Origin of the sequence: Rhodococcus sp. P1Y, assembly GCF_003641205.1 — a bacterium.
Classification (GTDB): domain Bacteria; phylum Actinomycetota; class Actinomycetes; order Mycobacteriales; family Mycobacteriaceae; genus Rhodococcoides.
In genome coordinates this window covers 4,641,354-4,667,500 of the sequence record NZ_CP032762.1, presented here as the reverse complement: position 1 = coordinate 4,667,500, position 26,147 = coordinate 4,641,354, and the positions used below count along the sequence as shown (strand labels likewise).

General features: G+C 63.1%; 19 protein-coding genes and 2 rRNA genes (1 of these 21 only partly in view). 13 read left to right on the top strand and 8 right to left on the bottom strand.

The genetic code is table 11. The annotated features are described in order from the left end of the window. A 23S ribosomal RNA gene (locus tag D8W71_RS21485) occupies positions 1–2,815 on the top strand (it extends 343 nt beyond the left edge of the window). A 141-nt stretch (positions 2,816–2,956) separates the two neighbouring features. Then, positions 2,957–3,073 (top strand): 5S ribosomal RNA (rrf, locus tag D8W71_RS21480). Positions 3,074–3,717: 644 nt separating this feature from the next. Here rrf and D8W71_RS21475 read toward each other — a convergent pair. Then, the gene (locus D8W71_RS21475) at positions 3,718–5,271 is read right to left on the bottom strand and encodes an adenylate/guanylate cyclase domain-containing protein (protein ID WP_121116389.1); all 1,554 of its coding nucleotides are present in this window, start codon (positions 5,269–5,271) and stop codon (positions 3,718–3,720) included. A gap of 42 nt (positions 5,272–5,313) precedes the next feature. Here D8W71_RS21475 and nucS point away from each other — a divergent pair, with 42 nt between their 5' ends. Further along, entirely contained in the window at positions 5,314–5,985 is a 672-nt protein-coding gene (nucS, locus tag D8W71_RS21470) for an endonuclease NucS (RefSeq protein WP_121116387.1), read from the top strand. 22 nt (positions 5,986–6,007) lie between these two features. Continuing rightward, on the top strand, positions 6,008–6,334 hold the full coding sequence (locus D8W71_RS28045) for an ATP/GTP-binding protein (protein WP_121116385.1): 327 nt from the start codon (positions 6,008–6,010) through the stop codon (positions 6,332–6,334). A gap of 19 nt (positions 6,335–6,353) precedes the next feature. Here the strand turns inward: D8W71_RS28045 and D8W71_RS21460 are convergent, their stop codons facing one another. Beyond that, positions 6,354–7,292: a hypothetical protein gene (locus D8W71_RS21460; protein WP_121116383.1), complete on the bottom strand. Its 939-nt coding sequence runs from the start codon at positions 7,290–7,292 to the stop codon at positions 6,354–6,356. A 45-nt stretch (positions 7,293–7,337) separates the two neighbouring features. Further along, positions 7,338–7,817: a methylmalonyl-CoA epimerase gene (mce, locus tag D8W71_RS21455; RefSeq protein ID WP_121116381.1), complete on the bottom strand. Its 480-nt coding sequence runs from the start codon at positions 7,815–7,817 to the stop codon at positions 7,338–7,340. 95 nt (positions 7,818–7,912) lie between these two features. On the opposite strand from mce, the gene D8W71_RS21450 reads away from it, so the two are divergent. From D8W71_RS21450 to D8W71_RS21440, 3 genes are all read left to right on the top strand, one after another. Further along, complete coding sequence (locus D8W71_RS21450; RefSeq protein WP_121116379.1) at positions 7,913–9,103, top strand: acetyl-CoA C-acetyltransferase; 1,191 nt, start codon at positions 7,913–7,915, stop codon at positions 9,101–9,103. A gap of 89 nt (positions 9,104–9,192) precedes the next feature. Next, complete coding sequence (locus D8W71_RS21445; protein WP_201265442.1) at positions 9,193–9,564, top strand: DUF3817 domain-containing protein; 372 nt, start codon at positions 9,193–9,195, stop codon at positions 9,562–9,564. Between the two features lie 103 nt (positions 9,565–9,667). Beyond that, complete coding sequence (locus tag D8W71_RS21440; RefSeq protein WP_121119723.1) at positions 9,668–10,555, top strand: tetratricopeptide repeat protein; 888 nt, start codon at positions 9,668–9,670, stop codon at positions 10,553–10,555. A gap of 16 nt (positions 10,556–10,571) precedes the next feature. Here D8W71_RS21440 and D8W71_RS21435 read toward each other — a convergent pair whose 3' ends face one another. The 3 genes from D8W71_RS21435 to D8W71_RS21425 are packed head-to-tail and all read right to left on the bottom strand — an operon-like array spanning position 10,572 to position 16,253. After that, complete coding sequence (locus D8W71_RS21435) at positions 10,572–12,026, bottom strand: metallopeptidase (RefSeq protein WP_121116375.1); 1,455 nt, start codon at positions 12,024–12,026, stop codon at positions 10,572–10,574. Continuing rightward, on the bottom strand, positions 12,027–14,231 hold the full coding sequence (gene glgB / locus D8W71_RS21430; protein ID WP_121119721.1) for a 1,4-alpha-glucan branching protein GlgB: 2,205 nt from the start codon (positions 14,229–14,231) through the stop codon (positions 12,027–12,029). It lies immediately after the preceding gene. Between the two features lie 12 nt (positions 14,232–14,243). Further along, positions 14,244–16,253, bottom strand: coding sequence for a maltotransferase domain-containing protein (locus D8W71_RS21425; protein WP_121119719.1), 2,010 nt, complete (start codon positions 16,251–16,253; stop codon positions 14,244–14,246). Between the two features lie 175 nt (positions 16,254–16,428). Here D8W71_RS21425 and glgP point away from each other — a divergent pair, with 175 nt between their 5' ends. Next, entirely contained in the window at positions 16,429–19,011 is a 2,583-nt protein-coding gene (glgP, locus tag D8W71_RS21420; RefSeq protein ID WP_121116373.1) for an alpha-glucan family phosphorylase, read from the top strand. Here the strand turns inward: glgP and D8W71_RS21415 are convergent. Both D8W71_RS21415 and D8W71_RS21410 read right to left on the bottom strand, forming a co-directional pair. After that, positions 19,008–21,056, bottom strand: coding sequence for an ATP-dependent DNA helicase (locus D8W71_RS21415; RefSeq protein WP_121116371.1), 2,049 nt, complete (start codon positions 21,054–21,056; stop codon positions 19,008–19,010). The genes glgP and D8W71_RS21415 overlap by 4 nt on opposite strands. Before the next feature lie 125 nt (positions 21,057–21,181). Further along, entirely contained in the window at positions 21,182–22,516 is a 1,335-nt protein-coding gene (locus D8W71_RS21410; RefSeq protein WP_268959812.1) for a nicotinate phosphoribosyltransferase, read from the bottom strand. Between the two features lie 67 nt (positions 22,517–22,583). Between D8W71_RS21410 and clpS the strand changes: the two genes are divergently transcribed. The 5 genes from clpS (at position 22,584) to D8W71_RS21385 (ending at position 26,145) form a co-directional block, all read left to right on the top strand. Next, positions 22,584–22,934: an ATP-dependent Clp protease adapter ClpS gene (clpS, locus tag D8W71_RS21405; protein ID WP_121116366.1), complete on the top strand. Its 351-nt coding sequence runs from the start codon at positions 22,584–22,586 to the stop codon at positions 22,932–22,934. A 29-nt stretch (positions 22,935–22,963) separates the two neighbouring features. Then, complete coding sequence (gene aosR / locus D8W71_RS21400; RefSeq protein ID WP_121116364.1) at positions 22,964–23,530, top strand: oxidative stress transcriptional regulator AosR; 567 nt, start codon at positions 22,964–22,966, stop codon at positions 23,528–23,530. Between the two features lie 10 nt (positions 23,531–23,540). After that, a complete protein-coding gene (locus tag D8W71_RS21395) occupies positions 23,541–24,614 on the top strand; it encodes a P1 family peptidase (protein ID WP_236077547.1) in 1,074 nt (357 codons plus the stop codon). A 55-nt stretch (positions 24,615–24,669) separates the two neighbouring features. Then, positions 24,670–25,299: a rhomboid family intramembrane serine protease gene (locus D8W71_RS21390; protein ID WP_121116360.1), complete on the top strand. Its 630-nt coding sequence runs from the start codon at positions 24,670–24,672 to the stop codon at positions 25,297–25,299. A gap of 87 nt (positions 25,300–25,386) precedes the next feature. After that, positions 25,387–26,145 (top strand): cyclic nucleotide-degrading phosphodiesterase, encoded by a 759-nt coding sequence (locus tag D8W71_RS21385; RefSeq protein ID WP_201265157.1) that lies wholly within the window; start codon positions 25,387–25,389, stop codon positions 26,143–26,145. Positions 26,146–26,147: the final 2 nt, after the last annotated feature.

The window sequence follows — 26,147 nt, the reverse complement described above, 5'->3', positions numbered from 1 at the left end:
CGGATCGGCCGACAGTTAGAAATCATGGTGTTAGTCGAAGTGGTCTGGAACGGCCTGTCGTAGAGGGTGAGAGTCCCGTAGACGAAAATACTGTGACTGTTGTAGTGGATACCCAAGTAGCAGCGGGCCCGTGAAATCTGCTGTGAATCTGTCGGGACCACCCGATAAGCCTGAATACTCCCTGGTGACCGATAGCGGACTAGTACCGTGAGGGAAAGGTGAAAAGTACCCCGGGAGGGGAGTGAAATAGTACCTGAAACCGTGCGCTTACAATCCGTCAAAGCCTGTGCACAGTTTACTGTGGCGGGTGATGGCGTGCCTTTTGAAGAATGAGCCTGCGAGTTAGTGGCATGTCGCGAGGTTAACCCGTGTGGGGTAGCCGTAGCGAAAGCGAGTCCGAATAGGGCGTATCACCGTTTGGTGTGTAGTGGCGTGTTCTAGACCCGAAGCGGAGTGATCTACCCATGGCCAGGTTGAAGCGACGGTAAGACGTCGTGGAGGACCGAACCCACTTAGGTTGAAAACTGAGGGGATGAGTTGTGGGTAGGGGTGAAAGGCCAATCAAACTCCGTGATAGCTGGTTCTCCCCGAAATGCATTTAGGTGCAGCGTCACGTGTTTCTCATCGGAGGTAGAGCTACTGGATGGTCTAGGGGGCTTACCGGCTTACCGAAATCAGCCAAACTCCGAATGCCGATGAGTGAGAGCGTGGCAGTGAGACTGCGGGCGATAAGGTTCGTAGTCGAGAGGGAAACAGCCCAGATCGCCAGCTAAGGTCCCTAAGCGTGTACTAAGTGGAAAAGGATGTGGGGTCGCGAAGACAACCAGGAGGTTGGCTTAGAAGCAGCCACCCTTGAAAGAGTGCGTAATAGCTCACTGGTCAAGTGATCCTGCGCCGACAATGTAGCGGGGCTCAAGTACACCACCGAAGCTGCGGCACTCACACAATAGCCCGCCTTTCTCTTGCGAGGGATTGGCCAGGTGTGTGGGTGGGTAGGGGAGCGTCGTGCAGCCGTGGAAGCATCGGAGTGATCCAGGTGTGGAGGCTGTGCGAGTGAGAATGCAGGCATGAGTAGCGAAAGACGAGTGAGAAACTCGTCCGCCGAATGACCAAGGGTTCCTGGGCCAGGTTAATCCGCCCAGGGTGAGTCGGGACCTAAGACGAGGCCGACAGGCGTAGCCGATGGACAACGGGTTGATATTCCCGTACCCGTGTGAACGCGCCCATGGTGAATCAGTGATACTAACCACCCTGAATCTGCGTGACCGATCTCTTTCGAGAGTGAGGCGTGTGGTGGATGCGTGGGACCTGATCTGGTAGTAGCCAAGCGATGGGGTGACGCAGGAAGGTAGCTGGGCCAGTCAGTGGTTGTACTGGTGTAAGCCTGTAGGGCGAACGGTAGGCAAATCCGCCGTTCACATAAGCCTGAGAGGTGATGCGTAGCCGATTGAGGCGAATTCAGTGATCCTATGCTGCCGAGAAAAGCCTCTAGCGAGCTTTCACACGGCCCGTACCCCAAACCGACACAGGTGGTCAGGTAGAGAATACTAAGGCGATCGAGATAACTATGGTTAAGGAACTCGGCAAAATGCCCCCGTAACTTCGGGAGAAGGGGGACCTCGTCCGGTGATCACTCTTGCAGTGTGAGCTGGGTGGGGTCGCAGAGACCAGTGAGAAGCGACTGTTTACTAAAAACACAGGTCCGTGCGAAGTCGTAAGACGATGTATACGGACTGACGCCTGCCAGTGCTGGAAGGTTAAGAGGACCGGTTAACTGCCCTTGTGGTGGTGAAGCTGAGAATTTAAGCCCCAGTAAACGGCGGTGGTAACTATAACCATCCTAAGGTAGCGAAATTCCTTGTCGGGTAAGTTCCGACCTGCACGAATGGCGTAACGACTTCTCAGCTGTCTCAACCATAGACTCGGCGAAATTGCATTACGAGTAAAGATGCTCGTTACGCGCGGCAGGACGAAAAGACCCGGGACCTTCACTATAGCTTGGTATTGGTGTTCGGTTCGGTTTGTGTAGGATAGGTGGGAGACTGTGAAGCGGTGACGCCAGTTACTGTGGAGTCGTTGTTGAAATACCACTCTGATCGTATTGGATACCTCAACCTCGGACCATGATCTGGTTCAGGGACAGTGCCTGGTGGGTAGTTTAACTGGGGCGGTTGCCTCCTAAAATGTAACGGAGGCGCCCAAAGGTTCCCTCAGCCTGGTTGGCAATCAGGTGTCGAGTGCAAGTGCACAAGGGAGCTTGACTGTGAGACTGACAAGTCGAGCAGGGACGAAAGTCGGGACTAGTGATCCGGCACCGGCATGTGGAAGCGGTGTCGCTCAACGGATAAAAGGTACCCCGGGGATAACAGGCTGATCTTCCCAAGAGTCCATATCGACGGGATGGTTTGGCACCTCGATGTCGGCTCGTCGCATCCTGGGGCTGGAGTAGGTCCCAAGGGTTGGGCTGTTCGCCCATTAAAGCGGCACGCGAGCTGGGTTTAGAACGTCGTGAGACAGTTCGGTCTCTATCCGCCGCGCGCGTAAGAAACTTGAGGAAGGCTGTCCCTAGTACGAGAGGACCGGGACGGACGAACCTCTGGTGTGCCAGTTGTTCCACCAGGAGCACCGCTGGTTAGCTACGTTCGGAAGGGATAACCGCTGAAAGCATCTAAGCGGGAAGCCTGTTCCAAGATGAGGTTTCTCACCCCCCTCGAGGGGGTAAGGCCCCCGGCAGACCACCGGGTTGATAGGCCAGAACTGGAAGTCGGGTAACCGATGCAGGTGACTGGTACTAATAGGCCGAGGACTTACCACAAAGAAGCTACGCGTCCACTGTGCAATATCTGAAACAACACACGAAGTGTATTTTCGGTACACAACTAGATAGAACCAAGAACGAACACACAATTGTGTGTGTCTCCGACTTCGGTTCGCTCGTGACACTGTTTCACAGAGTTACGGCGGCCATAGCGGAGGGGAAACGCCCGGTCCCATTCCGAACCCGGAAGCTAAGCCCTCCAGCGCCGATGGTACTGCACTCGACAGGGTGTGGGAGAGTAGGACACCGCCGAACACATATTCCAGAACACCCCCGACCACCACGGTCGGGGGTGTTCTGCATTCCACAACTATTTCCGCGCCTATTTCCGCGCCCACAGCACATTCCGTATCCGACACCGACGCGCCGGCGAAGACGCCCGCACCTCCAGGCCAGATCATGTGCATCTACAGCCGATCCCGTATCCCGGCCGGACAGACGCACACCCACATGCCAGACGCACCCCGAATTGCCAGCACCTCACCGTGCGCCCGACACATTGGCGTGCATTTCGAATCGGGAACGTCGCATCACCACGGATCCACCCCCCGAATGTGCACCCAAGACCCTCCCCAGCGCACGTTGCGAGGGTAAATCCGCCCACACCCCCGGGCCGCCACCGAACGACGGATCTACCCCCACGATGTACGCGCACACCCCGCGAAACCGCACATTACGAGGGTAAATCCACCCAGGCATACGCCGCCCGCTGCCGAAACGGAAGATCTACTCCCACGATGTACGCCCACACCCCTCGAAACCGCACAACACGAGGGTAAATTCACAACCGGCCACCCCCGCTCAGCCAGGGACGTGCTCTACCAGCCACACATGTGCACCGACTAGCCCGAAGCCGCCCACGCACCGTACGCGGCTGAAAGCCGCCCGCGGGCGATTGGTCAGGACGTCGGACTGGCGAGGACGGTTTCCGCCGAGCGGCCTCGGAGGGTCACGCTGTCGCCGAATTCCCAGTGCCCGGCCTCCGCGGACGAGGCACCGTCGACCGTGATCTTGGAAGCAAGAATGGCACCGGGGGCGTTCTTGGCTAGGTCGGACAATCTAGCTGCCTCGTTGACCGGATCGCCGATGACTGTGTACTCGAAGCGAGACTTGGCTCCGACGTTTCCAGCCACCGCCCGTCCGGAAGCGACCCCTACTGCAGCGCTGCACTCGGGTACCTCGTCGCGGAGACGGCGACTGATCTCCCGTGCAGCGGCAAGTGCGGAGCCGCATGCATCGTCGATTTCGGCGGGGGCACCGAAGATTGCGAGGGCGGCGTCGCCCTCGAACTTGTTGATGAAGCCGCCGTGTTCGTCGACCTCGTCGACGACGACTGCAAAAAACCGATTGAGCAGAGCTACAACCTCGGCAGGTGGGCGGGAGGACGCAATTTCGGTGGAACCCACGAGGTCGATGAAGAACACCGCGACATCGCGTTCTTCTCCGCCGAGCTCGGGGTTCTTACTCAGGGCCGCTTCGGCAACTTCTTGCCCCACGTGGCGTCCGAAGAGATCGCGAATGGTCTCGCGTTCGCGAACTTTGTCGGCCATTCTGTTGAACCCACTCTGGAGCTCGCCGAGCTCGGTGCCGTCGTACACCGCAAGATGGATATCGAGGTTGCCTTTCTCCACCTCTGCCATTCCGGAACGGACGTTGCTGATGGGTGCAGTCGTCGCGAATCCGCCGAGCAAGGTGAGGAAGAAACCGAAGACCAAGGTGATGCCGCCAAGAGCCAGGATTGCGACGGCCATTCGGTCGGCATCGGTCTGGTAAGGCCGGATGAAGCTGAAGATGGCGATGATCATGAGGCCTGCTATCGGCACTCCGGTTCCGAGGATCCACGACAGGATGGACCGTCCCATCACACCGGCGATCCGTATGCGCCGCGGGTCGCCTGCCTCCAACGCCCGGGCAGCAGCAGGCCTGAGAGCGAATTCGCTCAACAGGTAGCTGAAGGCACAGACGACAGTTCCACCTGCTCCGATTGTGAAGGCCACCTTGGGGATCGACTGCGGATCGATGATGCCGTCGATTGTCGTGATCAGAACCAGCCCGACAGTCCACAGAAATATCTGGACGCGCGTGAGCTGCCACGGCATCGACAGAGTGTTGACTTGTTCCTGACGCGTCGGCTTACGATCCTCGATTGCCCAGCGCAGCGCCCGCACCGCTCGCGTCGTGCCCCAGACAACTCCGACGATGAACGCAAGGCCCACATACACCGGGATGACGATGTAGTTCACCCACCAGTAGAACTTCGGCTCCAGCACATTCGGTCCAGGAACGACCACGCTCACGAGAGCGCCGACGATCACCGCGCCGATGAGGTTGGCGCCGAGCAAGAAGATCGTCAGAAGGATTTGGACGCGAACCCGTCGTCGTCGGGGAGACTCGGACGTGTCGCCGAGAAGGCGTGATCCGAGAGGAGCGGCGGATCGTCTTAGTTGCGGCATGGTGGTCACAGAGTAGCGTTCGGTTTGGCTTAGGGTGGGCAAGTGCGTCTCGTAATTGCTCGGTGCCAAGTGGACTATGTAGGCCGTCTGACCGCTCATCTTCCGCCGGCGCGGAGGCTGCTTTTGGTCAAGTCCGACGGATCGGTGAGCGTGCACGCAGATGATCGCGCGTACAAGCCTTTGAACTGGATGAGTCCACCGTGCTGGATGGTCGAATCGACGGAGGACGAGTCCATCAAGTGGGTCGTCACCAACAAGGCCGGCGAAGAGCTTCGGATCACCATCGACGACGTCGAGCTCGACTCGAGCCACGAACTCGGCATCGATCCCGGTCTCGTCAAGGACGGCGTCGAGTCGCACCTGCAGGAGCTGCTGGCCGAGCACGTCGAGACCTTGGGCAGCGGGTACACCCTTGTACGGCGCGAATACATGACCGCCATCGGACCGGTAGATCTGCTGTGCCGCAATGCCGATGGAGGCACGGTAGCAGTGGAGATCAAACGCAGGGGTGAGATCGACGGCGTCGAGCAGCTCACCAGATATTTGGAACTCCTCAACCGCGATCCGCTTTTGGCGCCCGTCAGCGGTGTGTTCGCGGCTCAAAGCATCAAACCTCAGGCCAAGACATTGGCGACCGACCGAGGCATCCGTTGTCTCACCCTCGACTACGACGTGCTCAGGGGAACCGACAGCACGGAGTTCAGGCTTTTCTGACGGGTTCTCCTACAATCGGGATGTGCCTCGACGGAATCACGATCGCAAGACGAACCGGAAAGCTGCCGGTTCGCGGGACTCGGGTCCCGATTCCTTGATGGGCGGCGCACGCGTCGAGACCGGCCCTGCTGGCTGGTCCGACGAAGAATTCACGACGCGTACCGTCCCCGGCAACCGTGCGACCAAGACCTATCGGTGTCCCGGGTGCGACCACGAGATCCGACCCGGCGTCGCGCATATGGTTGCGTGGCCTGCGGACGAGCTTGGCGGGCCCGAAAATCGGCGACATTGGCACACCGGATGTTGGTCCGGTCGCGGCACTCGCGGACTCACTCGGCGCTGGTCGTGACGACCAGCGCCTGAGCGAATCAGGATGCGGCGTCGGCCTTTTCCTTGGCGTCGGCGTCACCGGACGCATCGTCCTCTTTGGCCGACAACGCAGTGTCGGGTGCGTCGAGAAGTTCGCTCTCGCGATTGACCGAAGCGAGCATCGCCGGCACCGAATCCAGCTGGCCTCGAATGCCCAGCAACTGAGCCAGAACTCTGCTGCGTAGGACGCGCAGCTCCTCGGCCAGTTCCTTGGAGTGCGCGATCCTGCGTTCGGCTTGCTCGGTGGCTGCCTGCAGTCGACGAGTCGACTCGGTGGTCGCCTCCTCGATGCGGTGTGCCGCATCAGCCTTGCTCGATGCCTCCAGATCCTCCAGTGCTGCAAGGATCTTGGTGCGACGATCGGCCATCGTGATCTCGAAGTCCTCTTGAACCTTGGCACGCTTGGCCTCGGATTCGGCGGCCAACTGATCGCGCTCGGCCTGGGCGGCTTCGACGACGCGTGCCGCCTCGGTGCGTGCCTGCGCCATCGTCTGCTCATGTTCGGTTTCGAGAGCAGAACGCCGTTCCTCCAATTCGGCGACGAGCGATTCGTGCCGCCCACGCAGACGGGCGCTCTCCTGCTCGGCGACCGACACCATCTCCTCCGCTTCCGAGTGCGCCTTCGCGCGAACTTCGGAGGCTTCGTCGGACGCGAGGCGCAGCATTCGAGAAATTCGGTCGCTCATGCCCTCGGCCGTGGTCGGCGGAACCGAAAGCCTGTCTATGTCCTTGCGTAGTTCGTCGATCTCGTCCCGAGCGTCGTCGAGCTGCTTGGCGAGGTCACGAGCTTGCGACGCAGCTGCGTCACGATCTGCGGTCGTCAACCGAAGTTCTGCGTCGAACCGTTCGAAGTAGTTGGTTACTTCGTCTCGATCGAATCCTTTTCGGACGACGGAAAAGGGAAGTTGCACACCGGTGCGCTCTTGCTCGTTGGCCATGGCGGTCAATTTACCGGTGCGTAGGTTGCAGGGCCATACGCTAGGTCAATGAATCGGGTTCTCGGTCGGTTCTACCAACTCGATCAGCACTCCACCTGCGTCCTTGGGGTGAACGAAGTTGATTTTCGAATCGGCGGTGCCGCGTCGGGGGGCGTCGTAGAGCAGTCTGACACCACGGGAACGGAGTTCCGAGGAGATCTCCTCGATATCGGTGACCCGGTAGGCGAGCTGCTGAAGGCCGGGTCCGTTGCGGTCGATGAACTTGGCGATCGTCGAGTTCTCGTCGAGCGGTGCGAGGAGTTGCAGAGCGGTAGCTCCCGCGGGTGCACCAGGGAACGAGAGCATCGCTTCGCGCACACCTTGGCCCTCGTTGACCTCTTCGTGTGTGGAGACCATCCCGAGGTGATGGGAGTACCAGGCTATGGCGACGTCCAAATCAGGAACGGCGATGCCGACGTGGTCGATGGCCGTGACGAGGTCGGATCGGATGGGGAGTCCCGTGGAAGAGGGCGTGGTCGAGGTCATAGAGTCGACGTTAGCGTCAGCTTCGTCGCGCCGCTCAGCGGGGCTGCCATGCACAATGGCTACTAACTTCTGTTGCATCTATTTGGAGGAATATCGTGACCGTCTCTGTCATCGTCGCCGGGGCTCGTACCCCGGTCGGTCGGTTGTCCGGATCGTTGAAGGACTTCTCGGGTTCCGATCTCGGCGGGATCGCGATCAAGGGAGCATTGGACAAGTCCGGTGTGGCACCCGAGCTCGTCGAGTACGTCATCATGGGCCAGGTCCTCACCGCAGGCGCCGGCCAGATCCCCGCTCGTCAGGCCGCGGTTGCCGCAGGCATCCCGATGGACGTCCCCGCCCTGACGATCAACAAGGTGTGCTTGTCGGGCGTCGACGCCATCGCCCTGGCCGATCAGCTCATTCGTGCTGGTGAATTCGAGATCGTCGTCGCAGGCGGTCAGGAGTCGATGACGCAGGCACCGCACATGCTCGAAAAGTCCCGTGCCGGATTCAAATACGGCGACGTGACGATGAAAGATCACCTCGCGTACGACGGGCTGTACGACATCTTCACCGAGCAGGCGATGGGTGGGCTCACCGAATCCCGCAACGACGGCGCGGTCGCCAGCACCCGGGAGGAGCAGGACGCGTTCGCGGCGGCGTCGCACCAGCGGGCAGCGACGGCATGGAAGAACGGCGTCTTCGACGACGAGGTCGTGCCGGTCGAGATTCCGCAGCGCAAGGGCGATCCGATTGTCTTCTCGCAGGACGAGGGCATCCGCGCCGACACCACGACGGACACCCTCGCCAAGCTCCGCCCGGCCTTCTCCAAGACCGGCACCATCACCGCGGGCAATGCCTCGACCATCAACGACGGTGCCGCCGCCGTCGTCGTGATGAGCAAGACCAAAGCCGAAAGCCTCGGGCTCACGTGGATCGCCGAGATCGGTGCACACGGCGTTGTCGCCGGACCCGACTCCTCGCTCCAGTCTCAGCCTGCACGCGCGATCGTCAAAGCCTGCGCGAAGGAAGGAATCGACCCCAAGGACCTCGATCTGATCGAGATCAACGAAGCCTTCGCGGCCGTCGGGATCGCCTCGACCCGTGAACTGGGAATCGACGACAGCAAGGTCAACGTCAACGGCGGCGCCATCGCAATCGGTCACCCGCTCGGCATGTCCGGCGCTCGCATCGCGCTGCATCTCGCACTCGAACTGCAGCGCCGCGGAGGCGGAATCGGCGCAGCAGCACTGTGCGGCGGCGGCGGACAAGGCGACGCCCTCATCGTGCGCGTGCCCAAGCAGTAAAGAGTCGGTAAAGCACGCCGTAGTGGCTCCGGTCAAGCCCTGGTGGTGAGACCAGAGCCACTACGGTGTGTCGTAGAAGTTGGGGCACAATAGTCGACATGCTGAACTTCTTCGACCTGAGCACCACCGCGAAGCGATTTCGCTTCATCGCAATCCTCGAAGCCCTCACATGGCTCGGACTGCTCATCGGGATGGCATTCAAGTACATCCCCGCGGACGGTAACGAGATCGGGGTCAAGATCTTCGGCCCCATCCACGGCGCGGTCTTCGTGATCTACCTGATTGTGACGGTTCTCACTGCAGTCAAACTTCGATGGACCGTCGTCACCACCCTTCTGGCGGCGGTCGCAAGCATTCCCCCGTTCGGCACCATCGTGTTCGAGGTGTGGGCCGCACGCACAGGGAAGCTGGCAGAACTGAGTTCCTCGGAGCCGACCCTCACCAAGGGCGCCGCGCTCTAGACCTTGCCGGTAGTGACGGGACCGGGTTAGTGACAAACTGTATGGCGTGACTCGACCCGGTTCTCGCTCGTCAGCCCGTCCGCCCGCAGTCGTCCCAGCATCGATCGCCGGTGCAGTCGATCTTTCGGCACTCAAAGACCGGCCCGCGCCGCCGCCCACGGCTGAATCCAGCGATGGCACCGGTGGATTGCCTCCGATCGTAGATGTGACTGCAGCCACATTCGAGGCCGAGGTTCTGCAGCGCTCGTCACAGGTTCCTGTCATCGTCGACCTGGGATCGGCCCGATCCCCGCAATCGGTCGCGCTCACTCGCCAGCTCGGTCAGTTGGCGCTCGAAGCGGGCGGTACGTGGATCCACGCACGAGTCGACGTCGACAGCAATCCGCAGATCGCACAGGCCTTCGGCGTCCAGGCCATCCCGACGGTCGTTGCCGTAGCTGGTGGGCAACCGTTGGCGGACTTTCAAGGCCCTCAGCCAGATGAGCAGCTTCGTAAGTGGATCGAAGCAATCGAACAGGCCACCGCGGGCAAACTGAGCGGTCCGCCGGGAGCCGAACCCGTCGAGGACGAGCCCGAGCCCGAGGACCCGCGCTTGGTCGCGGCCGAGGAAGCGCTCGACGATGGGGATTTCGACAAGGCCATCGCCGCGTACCAGGCCATCATCGATGCGGAGCCGTCGAACACGGACGCGCAGGCGGCGTTGCGTCAGGTGAAGTTCCTTGCGCGCGTGCAGGACGTCGACGCCGACTCCGTGGAGAAGGCCGATGCTGCGCCGAACGATGTGTCACTGCAGATCGAGGCGGCCGATGTCGAGCTCTCGCAACAGAATCCGGAAGCTGCGTTCTCGCGTCTGATCGACGGCATCAAGCGGACTGCCGGTGACGATCGGACTGCGCTTCGGACGAGATTGCTCGAACTGTTCGAACTTTTCGACAAGGCCGACCCCGTCGTCGTGGCTGCTCGCCGGAAGCTCGCGTCAGCGCTCTACTGACCCGACACCGGCTGGTTCACCGGTAGCGGACATTGCAGGTGTCCTGGCCACCGAGCACGCCGGAGCGGAAGGCATCGACGCGCGAAAAGCCGCTCGGCAGCGTGACGCCGTTGATGTCGCTGGCGGTCAGGCCATCGCTGAGCAATCCCGAGACTGCTTCGTCGAGGTCGCCCGGCGAGAGCCACACTTCCAGGCCTTTTGCCTCGGGGTTCTCGGAGCTCAATCCTGCTGTGATGACTCCGGACAGGCACGCCGAGCGGAGGGCCGACTGCGGATCGTCGAGGGCTTGGCCTGCCGCGTTCTGCACTGCGAGGGTGTATCGCGACGCGAACAACACATATGCGCTGTAGTCGCCCGAGACGTTGAGCGGGATGACATCTCCGCGCCGGGGACGTTCTGCGGTGCCGAGTTCGGCGAGCTCGTCGACGTCGACGCCGAGAGTGTTGGTCGACGCGCAATAGGACACCGGCTCGGTCGACGTCCCGTCGGGGCATCCGGTGTCGCTTCCGTCGTAGGACACGGTCGGCGGATTCTCCAGTGCGAGCAGACTTTCGAAGGACCGAACGAACGCCTCCAGCGACTCCCTGGTGACAGGAAGTTCGCCGTCGTCGTCCGCGTCGCTGAACTTCTGCGGCAGATCGGCACGTCGGGAGTCGATCTCGTCCTCGTCGATGTTGACGCACGACGACGCTCCGTCGGTGAAGCCGATCTGAACAGCGGTGACGCGCTCGAACGCCGAACCGTGAACCGATTCGGGATCGTTGGGGTCGACGTCACGCACTGCCACTGTCGCAGCGAGGACGCCGTTGAGCCCGTCGGACGTGTTGATGGTGAAATGCGGCGAATCGCCTTCGGCCACATGCCTGATGAAGGCCCCCGCGAAGCAGTCTGCCTGCTGTTCGGCGACGATGGTCGGTGTGTCGTCACCGACGAGGCCGGACTGGTGCTGAATCGAGTGGCCGTATTCGTGCGCGATCACCATGACGACGGCCATCGGGCCGAAAGCGTCGATCAACGCGGGCAAGAGAATGGTCCGGTCCCAGCCGATGGTGTCGTCCCTGGTGCAATAGGCAGCGTTGGGTACGCCGCCGGTGCGAAGGCCGCAGAATCGGATGCCGTCACCCTCGTCCTCGCTGGCGTCCCACGAGATCAACTCGGACACGGGAGCGAACGGCGTCGAGAACAACTCCGGGTACGTCGTGGTCCAGTACTGCTGGATGTCGTCGATGGCGTTGGTCGCGATGATGTCCGAGTCCGTGCCCTCCGCGTTACGCACGGCGAGACTGGAGTTCTGCACTCCGGGCCGGGGTCCGCTCGGCCCGTCGGTGACCGGAAGGCCGGCAACGGTGAACGGGTTCTCGTAGATCGAGACTGCACGTCCGTCCACCGACTGGCTACACCCAGCCAGTACTGCCACGGCTATCACGGCGGTCATCCACACAGGGTGTCGTCGGGTACGACCGCCGCTCATTCATCGCTCCAGTTTGATCCAGATCGCTCCGTTGGCGGGCAGCGCGACCTGTGCAGACGCCGGTCGGCCGTGCCACGAGTGCGACGTTGCCGTCACTTCACCGAGATTGCCGACTCCGCTGCCGCCGTACGAGCGTGCATCCGTGTTGAGGATCTCGCGCCAGCGACCGGGTTCCGGTAATCCGACACGATAGTCGCCGCGTACGACTCCTGAGAAGTTGAAGACGCAGGCGACCACTGAACCATCGGCTCCGTACCTGAGGAAGCTGAGCACGTTGTTCTCGGTGTCGTTGGCATCGATCCACGAATATCCGCTCGGCGATGTGTCGAGCGTCCAGAGCGCCGCGTGCTCGCGGTAGGTGGCGTTGAGGTCGGTGACCAGGTTCAACACCCCGCGATGCAGACCACTGTCGTTGTTTTCGTCGAGCTGGAACCAGTCCAGGCCGCGCTCCTCGGACCACTCGCGCGTCTGACCGAACTCCTGGCCCATGAACAGAAGTTGCTTGCCGGGGTGAGCCCACATGTACGCGAGCATTCCTCGCAGGCCTGCTGCCTTCGCATGATCGTCACCGGGCATCCGGGTCCACAGCGTTCCCTTGCCGTGCACGACCTCGTCGTGACTGATGGGCAGGAGGTAGTTCTCACTCCAGGCGTACACGAGGGAGAACGTGATCTCGTGGTGGTGGTAGGTCCGATGGATCGGGTCGCGGCCCAGGAACCCGAGCGTGTCGTGCATCCAGCCCATGTTCCACTTCATGTTGAAACCGAGACCGCCGACACTGGTCGGCCGGGTGACACCGGGCCACGCCGTCGACTCCTCGGCAACCGTGACGACTCCGCGGAACTTCTTGTGGACCGTCGCGTTCATCTCCTGCAGGAACGAGACTGCTTCGAGGTTTTCGCGGCCGCCGTGGATGTTCGGCGTCCAGCCACCTTCGGGACGTGAGTAGTCGAGGTAGAGCATCGACGCGACGGCGTCGACACGAAGTCCGTCGATGTGGAATTCGTCGAGCCAGAACAGCGCATTGGCGACCAGGAAGTTCCGGACCTCGCGGCGGCCGAAGTCGAAAACCAGTGTGCCCCAGTCGAGTTGCTCGCCGCGCTGGGGATCGCCGTGTTCGTACAGCGGGCCGCCGTCGAACAATGCGAGCGCCCACTCGTCCTTGGGAAAGTGAGCGGGAACCCAGTCGACGATGACGCCGATACCAGCTTGGTGAAGGTGGTCGACGAAGAAGCGGAAATCGTCCGGACTGCCGAACCGTGACGTCGGTGCGTAGTACGAGGTGACCTGGTATCCCCACGAACCACCGAACGGGTGCTCGGCGACGGGAAGCAACTCGACGTGGGTGAAACCCGTCTCCAGCACGTACTCGGCGAGCTGTACCGCGAGTTGGCGGTAGTCGAGTCCCTGACGCCACGACGCGAGGTGGACCTCGTACACGCTCATCGGAGCTGCCGTGGGCTCGATGTCCGCCCGCGCCTCGAGCCAGTCGTCGTCGGTCCACTCGAACTCGGTTTGGGTGACGACCGATGCTGTTGCCGGCGGAATTTCAGTCGCGAATGCCATCGGGTCGGCCTTGTCCCTGGCGATACCGTCCGAGCCGTGGACTCGATACTTGTAGATCGTGCCCGGGCCGATGTCGGGTACGAACACCTCCCACACACCGGTGGAGCCCAAAGCACGCATAGGGAAGCTCTGGCCCGTCCAGCCGTCGAATTCGCCTATGACGGTGACTCCGCGTGCTGCGGGCGCCCACACAGCGAACGACGTGCCACTGACGTCGCCGTCGGGCGTCGTGTAGTTCTGCTGGTGCGCGCCGAGGATGTCCCACAGTCGTTCATGGCGGCCCTCGCCGAACAAGTGGAGGTCGAGCTCGCCCAGGGTCGGCAGGAAGCGGTAGCCGTCCGCAGAGGTGGTGGTGTGACCGCCGGGCCAGGTGACCACCAGTCGGTAGTCGCTCAGGTTCTCGAACGGTACCGACGCTGCGAAGATGCCGTGCGCGACGTGCGTGAGCGGGAAGTCCTTGCCGCCGATGCGTGCGACGACCGACTCTGCGTTCGGCTTGAGCGCACGGATGACGGTTGCGCCCGAGACAGGATGAGCTCCCAGAATCGAGTGCGGGTTGTAGTGCGTGCCCTGAGCGAGCAGGTCGAGATCGCCCTGGGGTGGTGCTGCGTTGTCAGGTGTGGTCGGATTCTCGGTCACGTTGATTCCCACTCACTTCCGGTTGCCGCGGTATGCCAGTTCGAGCCGTGCGGGGTAGGGGATCGGAGGTAGCGCCAGGATGTGGGCCACCGCCTTCCACGGTTCCAGCTTGACGAAATTGGCTTGCCCCCAATGGAATTGTTGCCCGGACACCTCGTCGGTGACCGTCAATGTGTCGTGCCAGTCCAGTCCGATCTGCGGCATGTCCAGCCAGATCGTTCCTTCCTCGGGCCCGAACGGATCGAGGTTGATCACCACCAACACCGAGTCGCCGGTGTTGGGGTCGAACTTCGAATACGCGATCAGTGCGTCGTTGTCGACGTGGTGAAAGTGAATGTTGCGTAACTGCTGCAGCGCTGGGTGTGCGCGACGAATCGAGTTCAACGTTCCGAGCCAGGGCTCGAGCGATTCGCCACGGGCTAGCGCACCCTCGAAATCGCGCGGACGCAGCTGGTACTTCTCGGAATCGAGGTATTCCTCGCTACCTGGACGGACGGCTTGATGCTCGTACAGTTCGTACCCCGAATAGACACCCCACGTCGGTGCCAAGGTCGCGGCGAGGGCAGCGCGTAGCGCGAAGACTCCCGGCCCACCGTGTTGCAGGCTCTCGTGCAGGATGTCCGGGGTGTTGACGAACAGATTGGGCCGGGCATCGTCTGCGCGTCGCGCATGCTCCTCGGCGAATTCGGTGATCTCCCACTTGGCGACTCGCCAAGTGAAGTAGGTGTAGGACTGGGTGAATCCGCGCTGTGCGAGTCCGTACATGCGGGCGGGACGGGTGAACGCCTCGGCGAGGAACAGCACCTCGGGATTGGACTTCTTCACCTCCGCGATCAGCCACTGCCAGAAGTCCGGCGGCTTGGTGTGCGGATTGTCGACCCGGAAGATCTTGACGCCCAACGCAATCCAATGGCGGACGACGCGAAGTACTTCCTCGTAGATTCCACGGCGATCGTTGTCGAAATTGACCGGGTAGATGTCCTGGTACTTCTTGGGCGGGTTCTCCGCGTAGGCGATGGTCCCGTCCGGCAATACCGTGAACCACTCCGGATGTGCCTCCGCCCACGGGTGATCGGGAGCGGCCTGCAGCGCCAGGTCCAAGGCCACTTCGAGATCGAGAGCGTTCGCGGCGTCGACGAATGCACGGAAGTCGTCCTCGGTTCCGAGCTCCGGATGGATGGCGTCATGGCCACCGTCCTTCGAGCCGATTGCCCATGGCGACCCGACGTCGTCCGGACCCGGTGTGAGGGTGTTGTTCGGACCTTTACGGTTGACGACGCCAATGGGATGAATCGGCGGAAGGTAAACGACGTCGAAGCCCATACGCGCGATTCGTGGCAACTGCTCCGTCGACGTTGCAAACGTCCCGTGGCGCGGCGAGCCGTCGTCGTTCCATCCGCCGGTCGAGCGCGGAAAGAACTCGTACCAAGCGCCGTTGAGGGCGCGATTGCGGTCGACCCAGATGTTGATCCCGTTCGAGCGGGTGATGAGCTCGCGCAGGGGATACTCGTGCAGTAACGCGGTCACCGACGTGGCGAACGCGGGGGAGATTCGAGCAGGCAGTTGTCGGTCGGTATCTCGCAGGGCGGTCACGACATCTTTGAGGAGAGTTCTGTCCTCGTCCGGGACGCCATCTGCAGCGCGTTCGAAGAGCCGAGCGCCGATTTCCAAATCGTTGGCGAGTTCACTCGCGCTCTGACCGACGCCGAGTTTGGCCTCGACTGCGTGTTTCCACGTCGCGACGGGATCACTCCATGCCTCGATTCGGCATATCCAGTAGCCGGGAGCAGTGGGGGTGAACAACGCGTCGAAGGTGTCGGGTTCGTGTCCCGGCGTCATCGTTATTCGCAGCGGTGTACGTAGTCCGGGACCGCGAACGGCCAGCGTTGCCGCGACGGCGTCGTGACCCTCTCGCCATACGTCCGCCGAAACCGGAAACGCTTCGCCCACCACCGCTTTCGCGGGAAATTTTCCGGTGGCCGTGTCTGGAAGGACGTTGTCGATACCGAGTCGACCTGTCACTTCACGCTCCATTCTTCGCGTCGGCGATCTTCTCGATCGACGTGATTCGATCGGTAGCTGTGGTCGGCGTGCTGTTCCATGACAACCGTAGTGCAGTTGCGGAGGCCGCGCCGTAGTCGAGACGAGATCGGCAAGTCGACTCACGATGCGACCGCGGGTGGGTAGGGTTCTTCGGGTGAAAGCTCTACGCCGATTCACCGTCCGCGCCCACCTGCCCGATCGGCTGAATGCCCTCGCGGAGCTGTCGACAAACCTCCGCTGGTCGTGGCACTCGCCCACACAACAGCTGTTCGAGGACATCGATCCGCAGCTGTGGATCGAGACCGAACGAGACCCCATCGGATTGCTGGGCGCCGTGGCACCTGCGCGGTTGGAGTCCCTGGCTGGTGACAGCGCGTTCACCGACCGTCTCGACGCAGTGGCAGCCGATCTTCGCGAGTACCTCACCCGCCCGCTGTGGTACCAGCAACAGCAGGACAGCGGGCAGTTGCTACCCGCAGGTATCGGCTACTTCTCGATGGAGTTCGGTGTCAGCGAGGTCCTCCCCAACTACTCGGGTGGGCTCGGCATCTTGGCCGGCGACCACCTCAAAGCTGCGTCCGACCTGGGGTTGCCGCTCATCGGTGTCGGGCTGCTCTATCGCTCCGGTTACTTCAGGCAGTCCTTGACGGCGGACGGATGGCAAGCAGAGCGGTATCCCTCACTCGATCCGCAGGGTCTGCCGCTGCGGCTTCTCGCCGATTCGTCCGGTGTACCTGTTCTGATCCACGTGTCCATGCCTGGTCAGCGGGTGCTTCGGGCCAGAGTGTGGATCGCGCAGGTAGGTCGGGTGCCGTTGCTCCTTCTCGACTCCGACATCCCCGACAACGACCCCGAATTGCGTGGCGTCACCGATCGTCTCTACGGCGGTGACCAGGACCACCGCATCAAGCAGGAGATTCTCGCCGGCATCGGCGGAGTCCGTGCGATCCGGGCGTACACGCACGAACACGGTCTTCCCGACCCCGAGGTGTTCCACATGAACGAGGGCCACGCCGGGTTCCTCGGCGCGGAGCGCATTCGCGAACTTGTCACCTCGCGCGGGCTCGACTTCGACTCGGCGCTCGCGTCCGTCCGAGCCGCAACTGTCTTCACGACCCACACACCCGTACCAGCGGGTATCGACCGCTTTCCGGCCGATCTGGTGCGGCACTATTTCGGCAGTGCGGACGGAGCGTCCGATTCGGCTCTGCTGCCCGGACTTCCACTCGACCGCGTCCTTGCACTCGGCGCCGAGAGCGACCGATCGGTGTTCAACATGGCGCACATGGGCCTGCGACTGGGTCAGCGCGCCAACGGCGTCTCGAAACTCCATGGCATCGTCAGCCGCGACATGTTCAGTGATCTGTGGCCCGGTTTCGACGCATCGGAGGTGCCGATCGGATCGGTGACCAATGGAGTGCATGCCCCGACCTGGGCTGCGCGCGAGTGGATGGAACTAGCCCACGACGTCGTCGGGACGCAGGCGGTCGAAGAGGCGCGCGGCTGGGAACAGCTCAACTCGGTTCCGTCCGCCACGCTGTGGTCAACGCGGAACCAACTGAGAGGCCAGCTCGTCGAGGAAGTTCGGCGTCGAGTTCGGCGCTCGTGCCTCGAGCGCGGTTCCACTCAAGCCGAACTCGGTTGGACGGCCGGAGTATTCGACCCGAATATCCTGACGGTCGGGTTCGCACGTCGGGTACCGACCTACAAGCGTCTTACGCTGATGCTGCGCGAGCCGGAGCGGCTCAAGCGCCTCCTGCTCGACCCCGAACGGCCGGTTCAACTCGTCGTCGCCGGTAAATCGCACCCCGCGGACGACGGCGGTAAGGCACTCATTCAGCAGATCGTCCGGTTCGCCGACGAGGCCGACGTTCGTCATCGCATCGTGTTCCTGCCCGACTACGACATGTCGATGGCACGGTACCTGTACTGGGGATGCGATGTGTGGCTCAACAATCCGCTGCGGCCGCTCGAAGCGTGCGGTACGTCGGGAATGAAGTCCGCGCTCAACGGCGGACTCAACCTGTCGATTCGCGACGGGTGGTGGGACGAGATGTACGACGGCGAAAACGGTTGGGCCATACCGACTGCGGATGGCGTCACCGACGAGAACCGACGGGACGACCTCGAAGCGGCTGCACTCTACGAATTGCTCGAGCAGGCGGTGCTGCCCAAGTTCTACGATCGGACCGATGGAGTACCGACGCGGTGGATCGAAATGGTGCGTCACACGCTCGAAAATCTGGGCCCGAAGGTGCTGGCGTCGAGGATGGTTCGGGACTACACCCTCGGCTACTACGCTCCGGCCGCTGAGGCAGGTCGAGCCGCGAATGCCGACGGCTATCTCGGTGCCAAGGATGTAGCTGCGTACCGTTCTCGCGTCGAGAACACCTGGCACGCGGTCGAGGTCGTCCAGGTCGACAGCGAAGGATTGCCCGACACACCGGTGATCGGCGCACAACTGACTCTGCGAGCCTACGTTCGGCTGGGGGAGTTGACGCCTTCTGACGTGGTTGTCCAGGCCGTTCTCGGGCGGGTAGACGACAACGACGACCTCACCGACGTTCGCACCGTCGTCATGACGCACGCCGGAACCGACTCGCTCGGTGATGTTTTCGTCACCGATACGGCACTGCCGGTCAGCGGCGCCGTCGGGTACACGGTCAGAGTGCTACCTCATCACCAGCTTCTGGCAGGAGACGCGGAACTCGGGTTGGTGAAAACTGCTGCGGTCTAGGGCTTTCCGGCCAGGCGCGTGAGGGCTTTTCGTACTACTTCGGGGTCGGATGTCTCCCAGAACGGAGGCAACGACGCCCGGAGATAGCCGCCGTATCGGGCCGTCGCCAGCCGCGAGTCGAGCATGGCGACGACGCCCCGATCGTCGACGCTTCGCAACAGGCGACCGACGCCCTGCGCCAGAAGAAGTGCAGCGTGATTGGCTGCGACGGACAGGAATCCGTTGCCGCCGCGCGACTGCACTGCCTGCTGCCGAGCGACGAGTAGCGGGTCGTCCGGACGCGGAAACGGAATGCGGTCGAGGATGACGAGACTGAGCGACGGACCGGGGACATCCACTCCCTGCCAGAGTGACAAAGTCCCGAAAAGAGAGGTCGGTTCGTCGGCAGCGAACTTGTCGACCAACGCCCCGGTAGCATCGTCGCCCTGGCACAGAATGGGAGTGTCGAGCCGCTCACGCATCTCCTCGGCAGCTGCTTTGGCTGCACGCATCGACGAGAACAGTCCGAGCGTACGTCCACCCGCGGCCGAGACCAGTTTCTCGATCTCGTCGAGGTACAGCGGGGACAAACCGTCGCGGCCTGGGGACGGAAGGTGCTTCGCGACGTAGAGGATGCCCGCTTTCGCGTGGTCGAAGGGCGATCCGACATCGAGCGAATTCCATCTTATCGACGCCGTGTCCGAGGGCGGTTCGACGCCGGAAGCCATCGTCGTCTCACTTCGGCCGGAGTTCTCGGCCGGTAGCCCCCAGTTGACGGCCAGTCCATCGAACGATCCGCCCACGGTGAGCGTCGCGGACGTCAGGACCACAGTCGACTCGGCGAACAGCCTGGACCTCAGCAGACCGCCCACCGACAGCGGTGCCATGCGTACCGTCCGTTTGACCGAGCCGCGGAAGTCGTCGACTGCGTGCCATACGACGTCTTTGCGTTTGGCCGGGTCCGGTTCGTCGAAGGCCTCGAGGACTCGGACTGCACTGTCGTGCACCTCGTCGACTGCGACGAGGGCTGCATTGCGCGCGGCTGCGGCCTCGGGGTCGGCGGCTGCCGCTCCCTTCGGCATCGGTCCGATCGCCGTACGCACCGCCCAAGCAGAATCGCGGATGGATGCGAGTGCGGGAGCAACGTCGTCGGGCAGCGCGGCCCAGCGTCCGGCAGGCATGTCGTCGAGGACTGATCCCCAGTTCTCGGCCGCACCGTCGAGAGAGTCGATGATCTCTTCTTCGATCAGTTTGGCGCAGCGGCGCGCTGCCGCGGTGACCGTCGCCGCGGACAACTCGGAGGTGGCGACGCCCGTGACTCGGTCGACGAGCTCGTGGGCTTCGTCGATGACGACCACATCGTGCTCGGGAAGAATCTGGATCCCGGTGATCGCATCGATCGCCAGAAGCGCGTGATTGGTTACTACGACATCGACCTGAGCCGCTTCGGTTTTCGCTCGTTCGGCGAAGCAGTCCTCGCCGACCGGGCACCGGGCTTTGCCGAGGCATTCACGCGCGGTGACGCTGACCTGGCGCCATGCCTGATCGCTGACACCGGGGACGACGTCGTCGCGGTCACCGGTTTCGGTCTCGGACGACCACTTGGTCAGCCGCACGACCTCGCGGCCGAGCCGCGATACAGCGAAGGCGTCGAACAGTTCGGCTTCGGGAGCCTCCTCGGATGCCCCGGAGTGGATCTTGTTCATGCACAGGTAGTTGTTCCGGCCCTTGAGTATCGCGAACTTCGGCCTCCGCCCGATTGCCTCGGTCAATGCGTCGGCCAGACGCGGGAGGTCGCGATCGACGAGCTGGCGCTGCAGCGCGATGGTCGCCGTGGACACCACTACGGTGCGGCCGGATTCGACGGCATGCCGGATGCTCGGCACCAGGTACGCGAGCGACTTTCCGGTGCCGGTGCCTGCCTGTACCGCCAAGTGCTCGCCGGTATCGATCGAATGCGCTACCGCCGACGCCATCGTCAGCTGGTTGCTGCGCTCCTTACCGCCGAGAGCGTGCACCGCGGCCTTCAGCAAAGCAGGCACGGTGGGCAGTTCGGTCTTCGGCACCGAAGAAGACTACTGCGGATCACCGACGAACTGTTCCACCGACACCGGGGAGGCGGCGCCGCGAGTGGCACGGACAAGTGCCCCATGTGGCACTTGTCCGCGCCACTGGCGCGGAGCCCGAAGAGTCAGAGGAAGCGCGTGGGAATTGCAGGCTCCCCCTGGGACAACTTCAGGCCCTCCCACGGCAGTGATATCAACCTGCTGGCCAACAGTGCGCGCGAGTCCTGCAGGCTCGGCAACCCGTCGACCTGTTCGCCGCCGCGCACGAGCGGAACGCTGAGATCGGTGGCCGTCAGTCCGCTTTCGATCTCCGGCGTGCTGCCGAACGGGTACACGATTTCCTCGACGGCGGTTCCGGTGCTCCGAGTGGTGCGGAGCGCCGCTTTGGCACCACCACGCGATTCCTTGTGGCTGCTGCGCTTGGCCACCGGGCGCCCGTCGACGGTCACGACCTTGTAGACCATGCCGGCAGTCGGTGCTCCCGACCCGGTCACCAGCGACGTCCCGACGCCGTACGAGTCCACCGGCTCGGCGCGGAGTGCGGCGATCGCGTATTCGTCGAGGTCGCCGGAAACGACGATTTTCGTGTTCTTCGCGCCGAGGTCGTCGAGTTGCTGGCGAACCTGGCGCGCGAGGACCCCGAGGTCTCCCGAGTCGATCCGCACGCCGCCGAGCTCGGGGCCTGCAACCTCGACCGCGTTGGCGACACCCTGTGTGATGTCGTAGGTGTCGACGAGCAACGTGGTGGAAACGCCGAGCGCGCGGACCTGTGCGGCGAACGCAGCCTTCTCGTCGGGTCCGTCCGCGCCGGTGTAGAGCAAGGTGAACGCGTGGGCCGAGGTACCCGCGCCTGGAACTCCGTGACGTCGGACCGCTTCGAGGTTCGACGTCGCCGAGAACCCTGCGATGTATGCCGCCCGTGACGAGGCGACCGCAGCTTCTTCGTGTGTGCGGCGCGAGCCCATCTCGATGATCGGTCGCGAGCGGGCAGCGTCCGACATGCGGGCAGCAGCCGATGCGATCGCGCTGTCGTGGTTGAGGATCGACAGTGCAAGGGTCTCGAGGACGACACACTCGGCGAAGGAGCCGCGGACCGAGAGCACCGGTGAGCCGGGGAAGTAGAGATCGCCCTCGCGGTAGCCGTCGATGTCGCCGGTGAAGCGGTAGTTCGCGAGCCACTCCACGGTCGGTGCGTCGAGGAATTTCGCGACTACGTCGAGCTCGTCCTGTCCGAACCGAAATCGGGTGAGAGCCTCCAGGAAGCGCGCGGTGCCTGCAACGACGCCGTATCGCCTACCGGCGGGAAGCCTGCGGGCGAACACCTCGAAACTGCAGGGCTTGTGCGCCGATCCATCGGCGAGAGCAGCCGAGAGCATCGTGTATTCGTACTGGTCGGTGAAGAGCGCGGCACTGGGAGCGTTGTCCGATATGTCCGGGCCGGCTGTCGATGCGGTAGGCACATGACCAACACTACGAGGCGCGGGGGCGACGGTGTGCAGGTTCCCCCGCTCGTCGTACGCTGTTCCCATGGCTTCATCGACGGCTGACGAGATCGCAGGCTGGGTCGCCGAGGCGCCGAGGTTGGCCGCCTCCCCGCAGGCAGTGCCAGCCGAAACCGTGGTGGAAGCGACGGACGAGGCGCAGGATGCTCCGTGGGTGACCATCGTCTGGGACGATCCGGTCAACCTGATGCACTACGTGACCTACGTCTTCCAGAAACTCTTCGGATACAGCAAGGCGAAGGCGACCGAGCTGATGATGCAGGTGCACTCGGAAGGCAAGGCAGTCGTGTCCAGCGGTGACCGGGACAAGATGGAGAACGATGTCCGCAGGCTTCATGCAGCCGGACTGTGGGCGACCATGCAGCAGGACACATAGCGTTCCCTAGTGCGAAGGAAGATCGATCTGTGCGGACCTGGAGCAGGAAGAACACGCTCAGCGGAGTAAAGATCCGTTCGGAGATGGATGCGCGTGAGGCGACGGTGCTGAGATCCCTCGTGGGTTCGGTCGTCGGTCTGCTCGGTGATCGCGCGGCGGATGCACCCGCCGACGAACTCGCGGCCATGACGGGTCTTCGCACCGGCCACAGCTCACCCCCCGAAGACGCAGCGCTCGCCAGATTGCTGCCGGACTTCCACCGGATCGAGCAGACGGACGACGCCGACACCGCCGATCTCAACGGCGCACTCCGTGGGTTGCACGAGCCGGCGATCATCGACGACAAGCTTGCAGCCAGCCGTGTCATCCTCGATACCCTTCCCGCCGACGGCGGCAAGATCGGTTTGACACCCGAGCAGGCCGACGCCTGGCTGACCGGCCTCAACGACGTACGATTGGCGCTCGGAACCACGCTGGGCATCGACGCCGACACCCCAGAGGTTCTCGACGAGGGCGATCCGCGTGCCCCTCACCTCGATGTGTACCACTGGCTCACCTGGATGCAGGATTCCCTCGTGCAGGTTCTCACGCCCTAGGAGCTCGCCTGTGCCCGGTGTTCGGTTGCATGGTTCGCGGGACTCATTGACCGACGTCAGCGGGTTGCTGGTCGGACATCACCACCAGCTCGACCCGGATGCCGAGATGGGCTCGGGGGCGGCTACCGGCTGCACGGTCGTCAGGACTGTGGGCGGAGCAGTTGCTGCGGTGGACGTGCGAGGCGGGGGACCGGGTACACGAGAGACCGACCTGCTCGACCCGAGCAACTCGGTCCAGCAGGTCAACGCAATTCTGCTCAGTGGCGGCAGCGCCTACGGACTCGCCGCCGCCGACGGAGTGATGCGATGGCTGGAGGAGCACGGTCACGGGATAGTCATGGGCAGTCCCGATGAGGTGGTGCCGATCGTGCCGGGTGCCGTCATCTTCGATCTGCCCGTCGGCGACTGGGGAATACGTCCGACAGCCGAATTCGGTTATCGAGCGGCGGCAGCGGCAGCGGCAGATTTCGAGACGGGATCCGTCGGCGCAGGCGTCGGCGCACGTGCTGGTGTCCTCAAGGGCGGGGTCGGAACGGCAAGCACCGTCATCTCCGGTGGCCCGGCAGACGGCATCACCGTCGGCGCACTGATCGTCACCAACCCCGTCGGAGCGGTGTTCGACGCACGCACCGGCCTGCCCTGGGGCGTCGGCTCGGACGGGCCGCAGGCGTATGGCATGCGCAAACCCGACGTGCACGAACTGTGGAACGCGAACTCTCTCGAACCAAAAGGTACGGCGCTCAATACGACCATCGGCGTCGTCGCGACGGACGTCGAGCTGTCGCCGGCGTCGTGCAAGCGGCTGGCGGTCGCGGGTCACGACGGACTCGCGCGAGCGATCCGGCCCGCTCACTCGCCGCTCGACGGCGACACCCTCTTCGCCTTGTCGACGGGCACGCGTTCCGTGGTGACCGAGACGTCCCTGCCGAGGGCATTCGCCCGGGATCTTCCCGTCCTCGATGCCGTTGCCGCGGTGGCGGCCGACGTCGTCGAACGCGCGATCGTCAGAGCACTGCTCGACGCGACATCGGTCGCAGGCATCCCCACCTATCGCCAGATATTTTCTTCGGCCTTCGAGTCCTGACCGGCGGTATCCTCGGGGAGGACGGCCAGCACCTCGAGCGAAAGGCGTCGACGCGATGACCGCGAACCCGTACCTGCCCACACCGGATCCGAAGCGACCCACGTGGCAGTCGGCTGCAAAGTACGTCGGCGGATTCGTTCTACTGCTGTGGGTCATAGAAATCGTCGACGTCGCGTCCGGAAGCCGAGTCGAACAGGCGGGCATCACCCCTCGCTCGGTCGACGGGCTCTGGGGAATCCTGTTCGCGCCGGTTCTGCACGACGACTGGGCCCACCTCATCGCGAACACGATCCCCGTCCTGGTTCTCGGGTTTCTGGTGTTGTTGTCCGGAATCGGCCGAGGGCTCGCTGCCACCGGCATCATCTGGCTGGTGGGCGGTATCGGAACCTGGTTGATCGGGGGCGGGATCTACAACCACATCGGCGCGTCGATCCTCATCTTCGGCTTCATCGCTTACCTGCTCACACGTGGGATATTCGCCCGCAATCTCGGTCAGTTGGCTATCGGTGTCGTGGTCTTTCTCGTGTATGGGGGCGCGCTGTGGGGAGTGCTGCCCAGCACTCCAGGTATCTCGTGGGAAGGGCACCTGTCCGGCGCGGTCGGCGGCGTGATCGCGGCATGGGCTCTGTCCTCGGACGCCAGGGACGCTCGTAGACGGAAGTCGCTCGGATCTCCTGCCCTGTAGTGATGTGACGGGCGACGCGGTCGGTTGCAGCCGCAAAAACACGCGATGCGTTTCGGCGGCGGGCAATGTCGTGGCAGCATGACTTCCATGCGTATTACCGTCCTGGGATGCTCGGGCAGCGTGTCCGGGCCTGATTCCCCCGCATCGGGGTATCTGCTCGACGAGCCCGATACCTCACCGGTGGTACTGGACTTCGGACCGGGCATTCTGGGTGCACTGCAGCGTTATGCGGATCCGGGCGACGTCAGCGTCTTCCTGTCCCACCTGCACGCCGATCATTGCCTCGACGTTCCGGGTCTTCTCGTGTGGAGGCGTTACCACCCGAACCCGCCAGAGGGACGTGCGCTGGTCTACGGACCCAAGGACACGGCGTTTCGTCTCGGGGTCGCCTCGGCCGAATGCGGCGGTCAGATCGATGACATGTCCGACACGCTCGACCTTCGACGATGGGCCGACGGTCGGACCATTCAGCACGGTCGCCTGTCGGTGTTGACGCGTCAGGTGTATCACCCACCCGAGTCGTACGGGATGCGCTTCACCACCGGTGACGGGAAGATTTTTTCCTATACCGGCGACACCGGGATGTGCCAAGCAGTTCGCGATATCGCCCAGGGCGCCGACGTGTTGCTGTCCGAGGCGTCCTGGACACACAGCGACGATCGTCCCAAGGGTGTACATCTATCCGGAACCGAGGCTGGACAGCTCGCTCGCGACGCAGGCGTCGGGGAGCTGTTGCTGACGCACATTCCGCCGTGGACTTCGCGCGAGGACGTCATCGCAGAAGCCAAGGCCGAGTTCAGCGGTCCGGTCCACGCTGTGTCCCCGGGGGATGTCTTCACGGTGTAGGC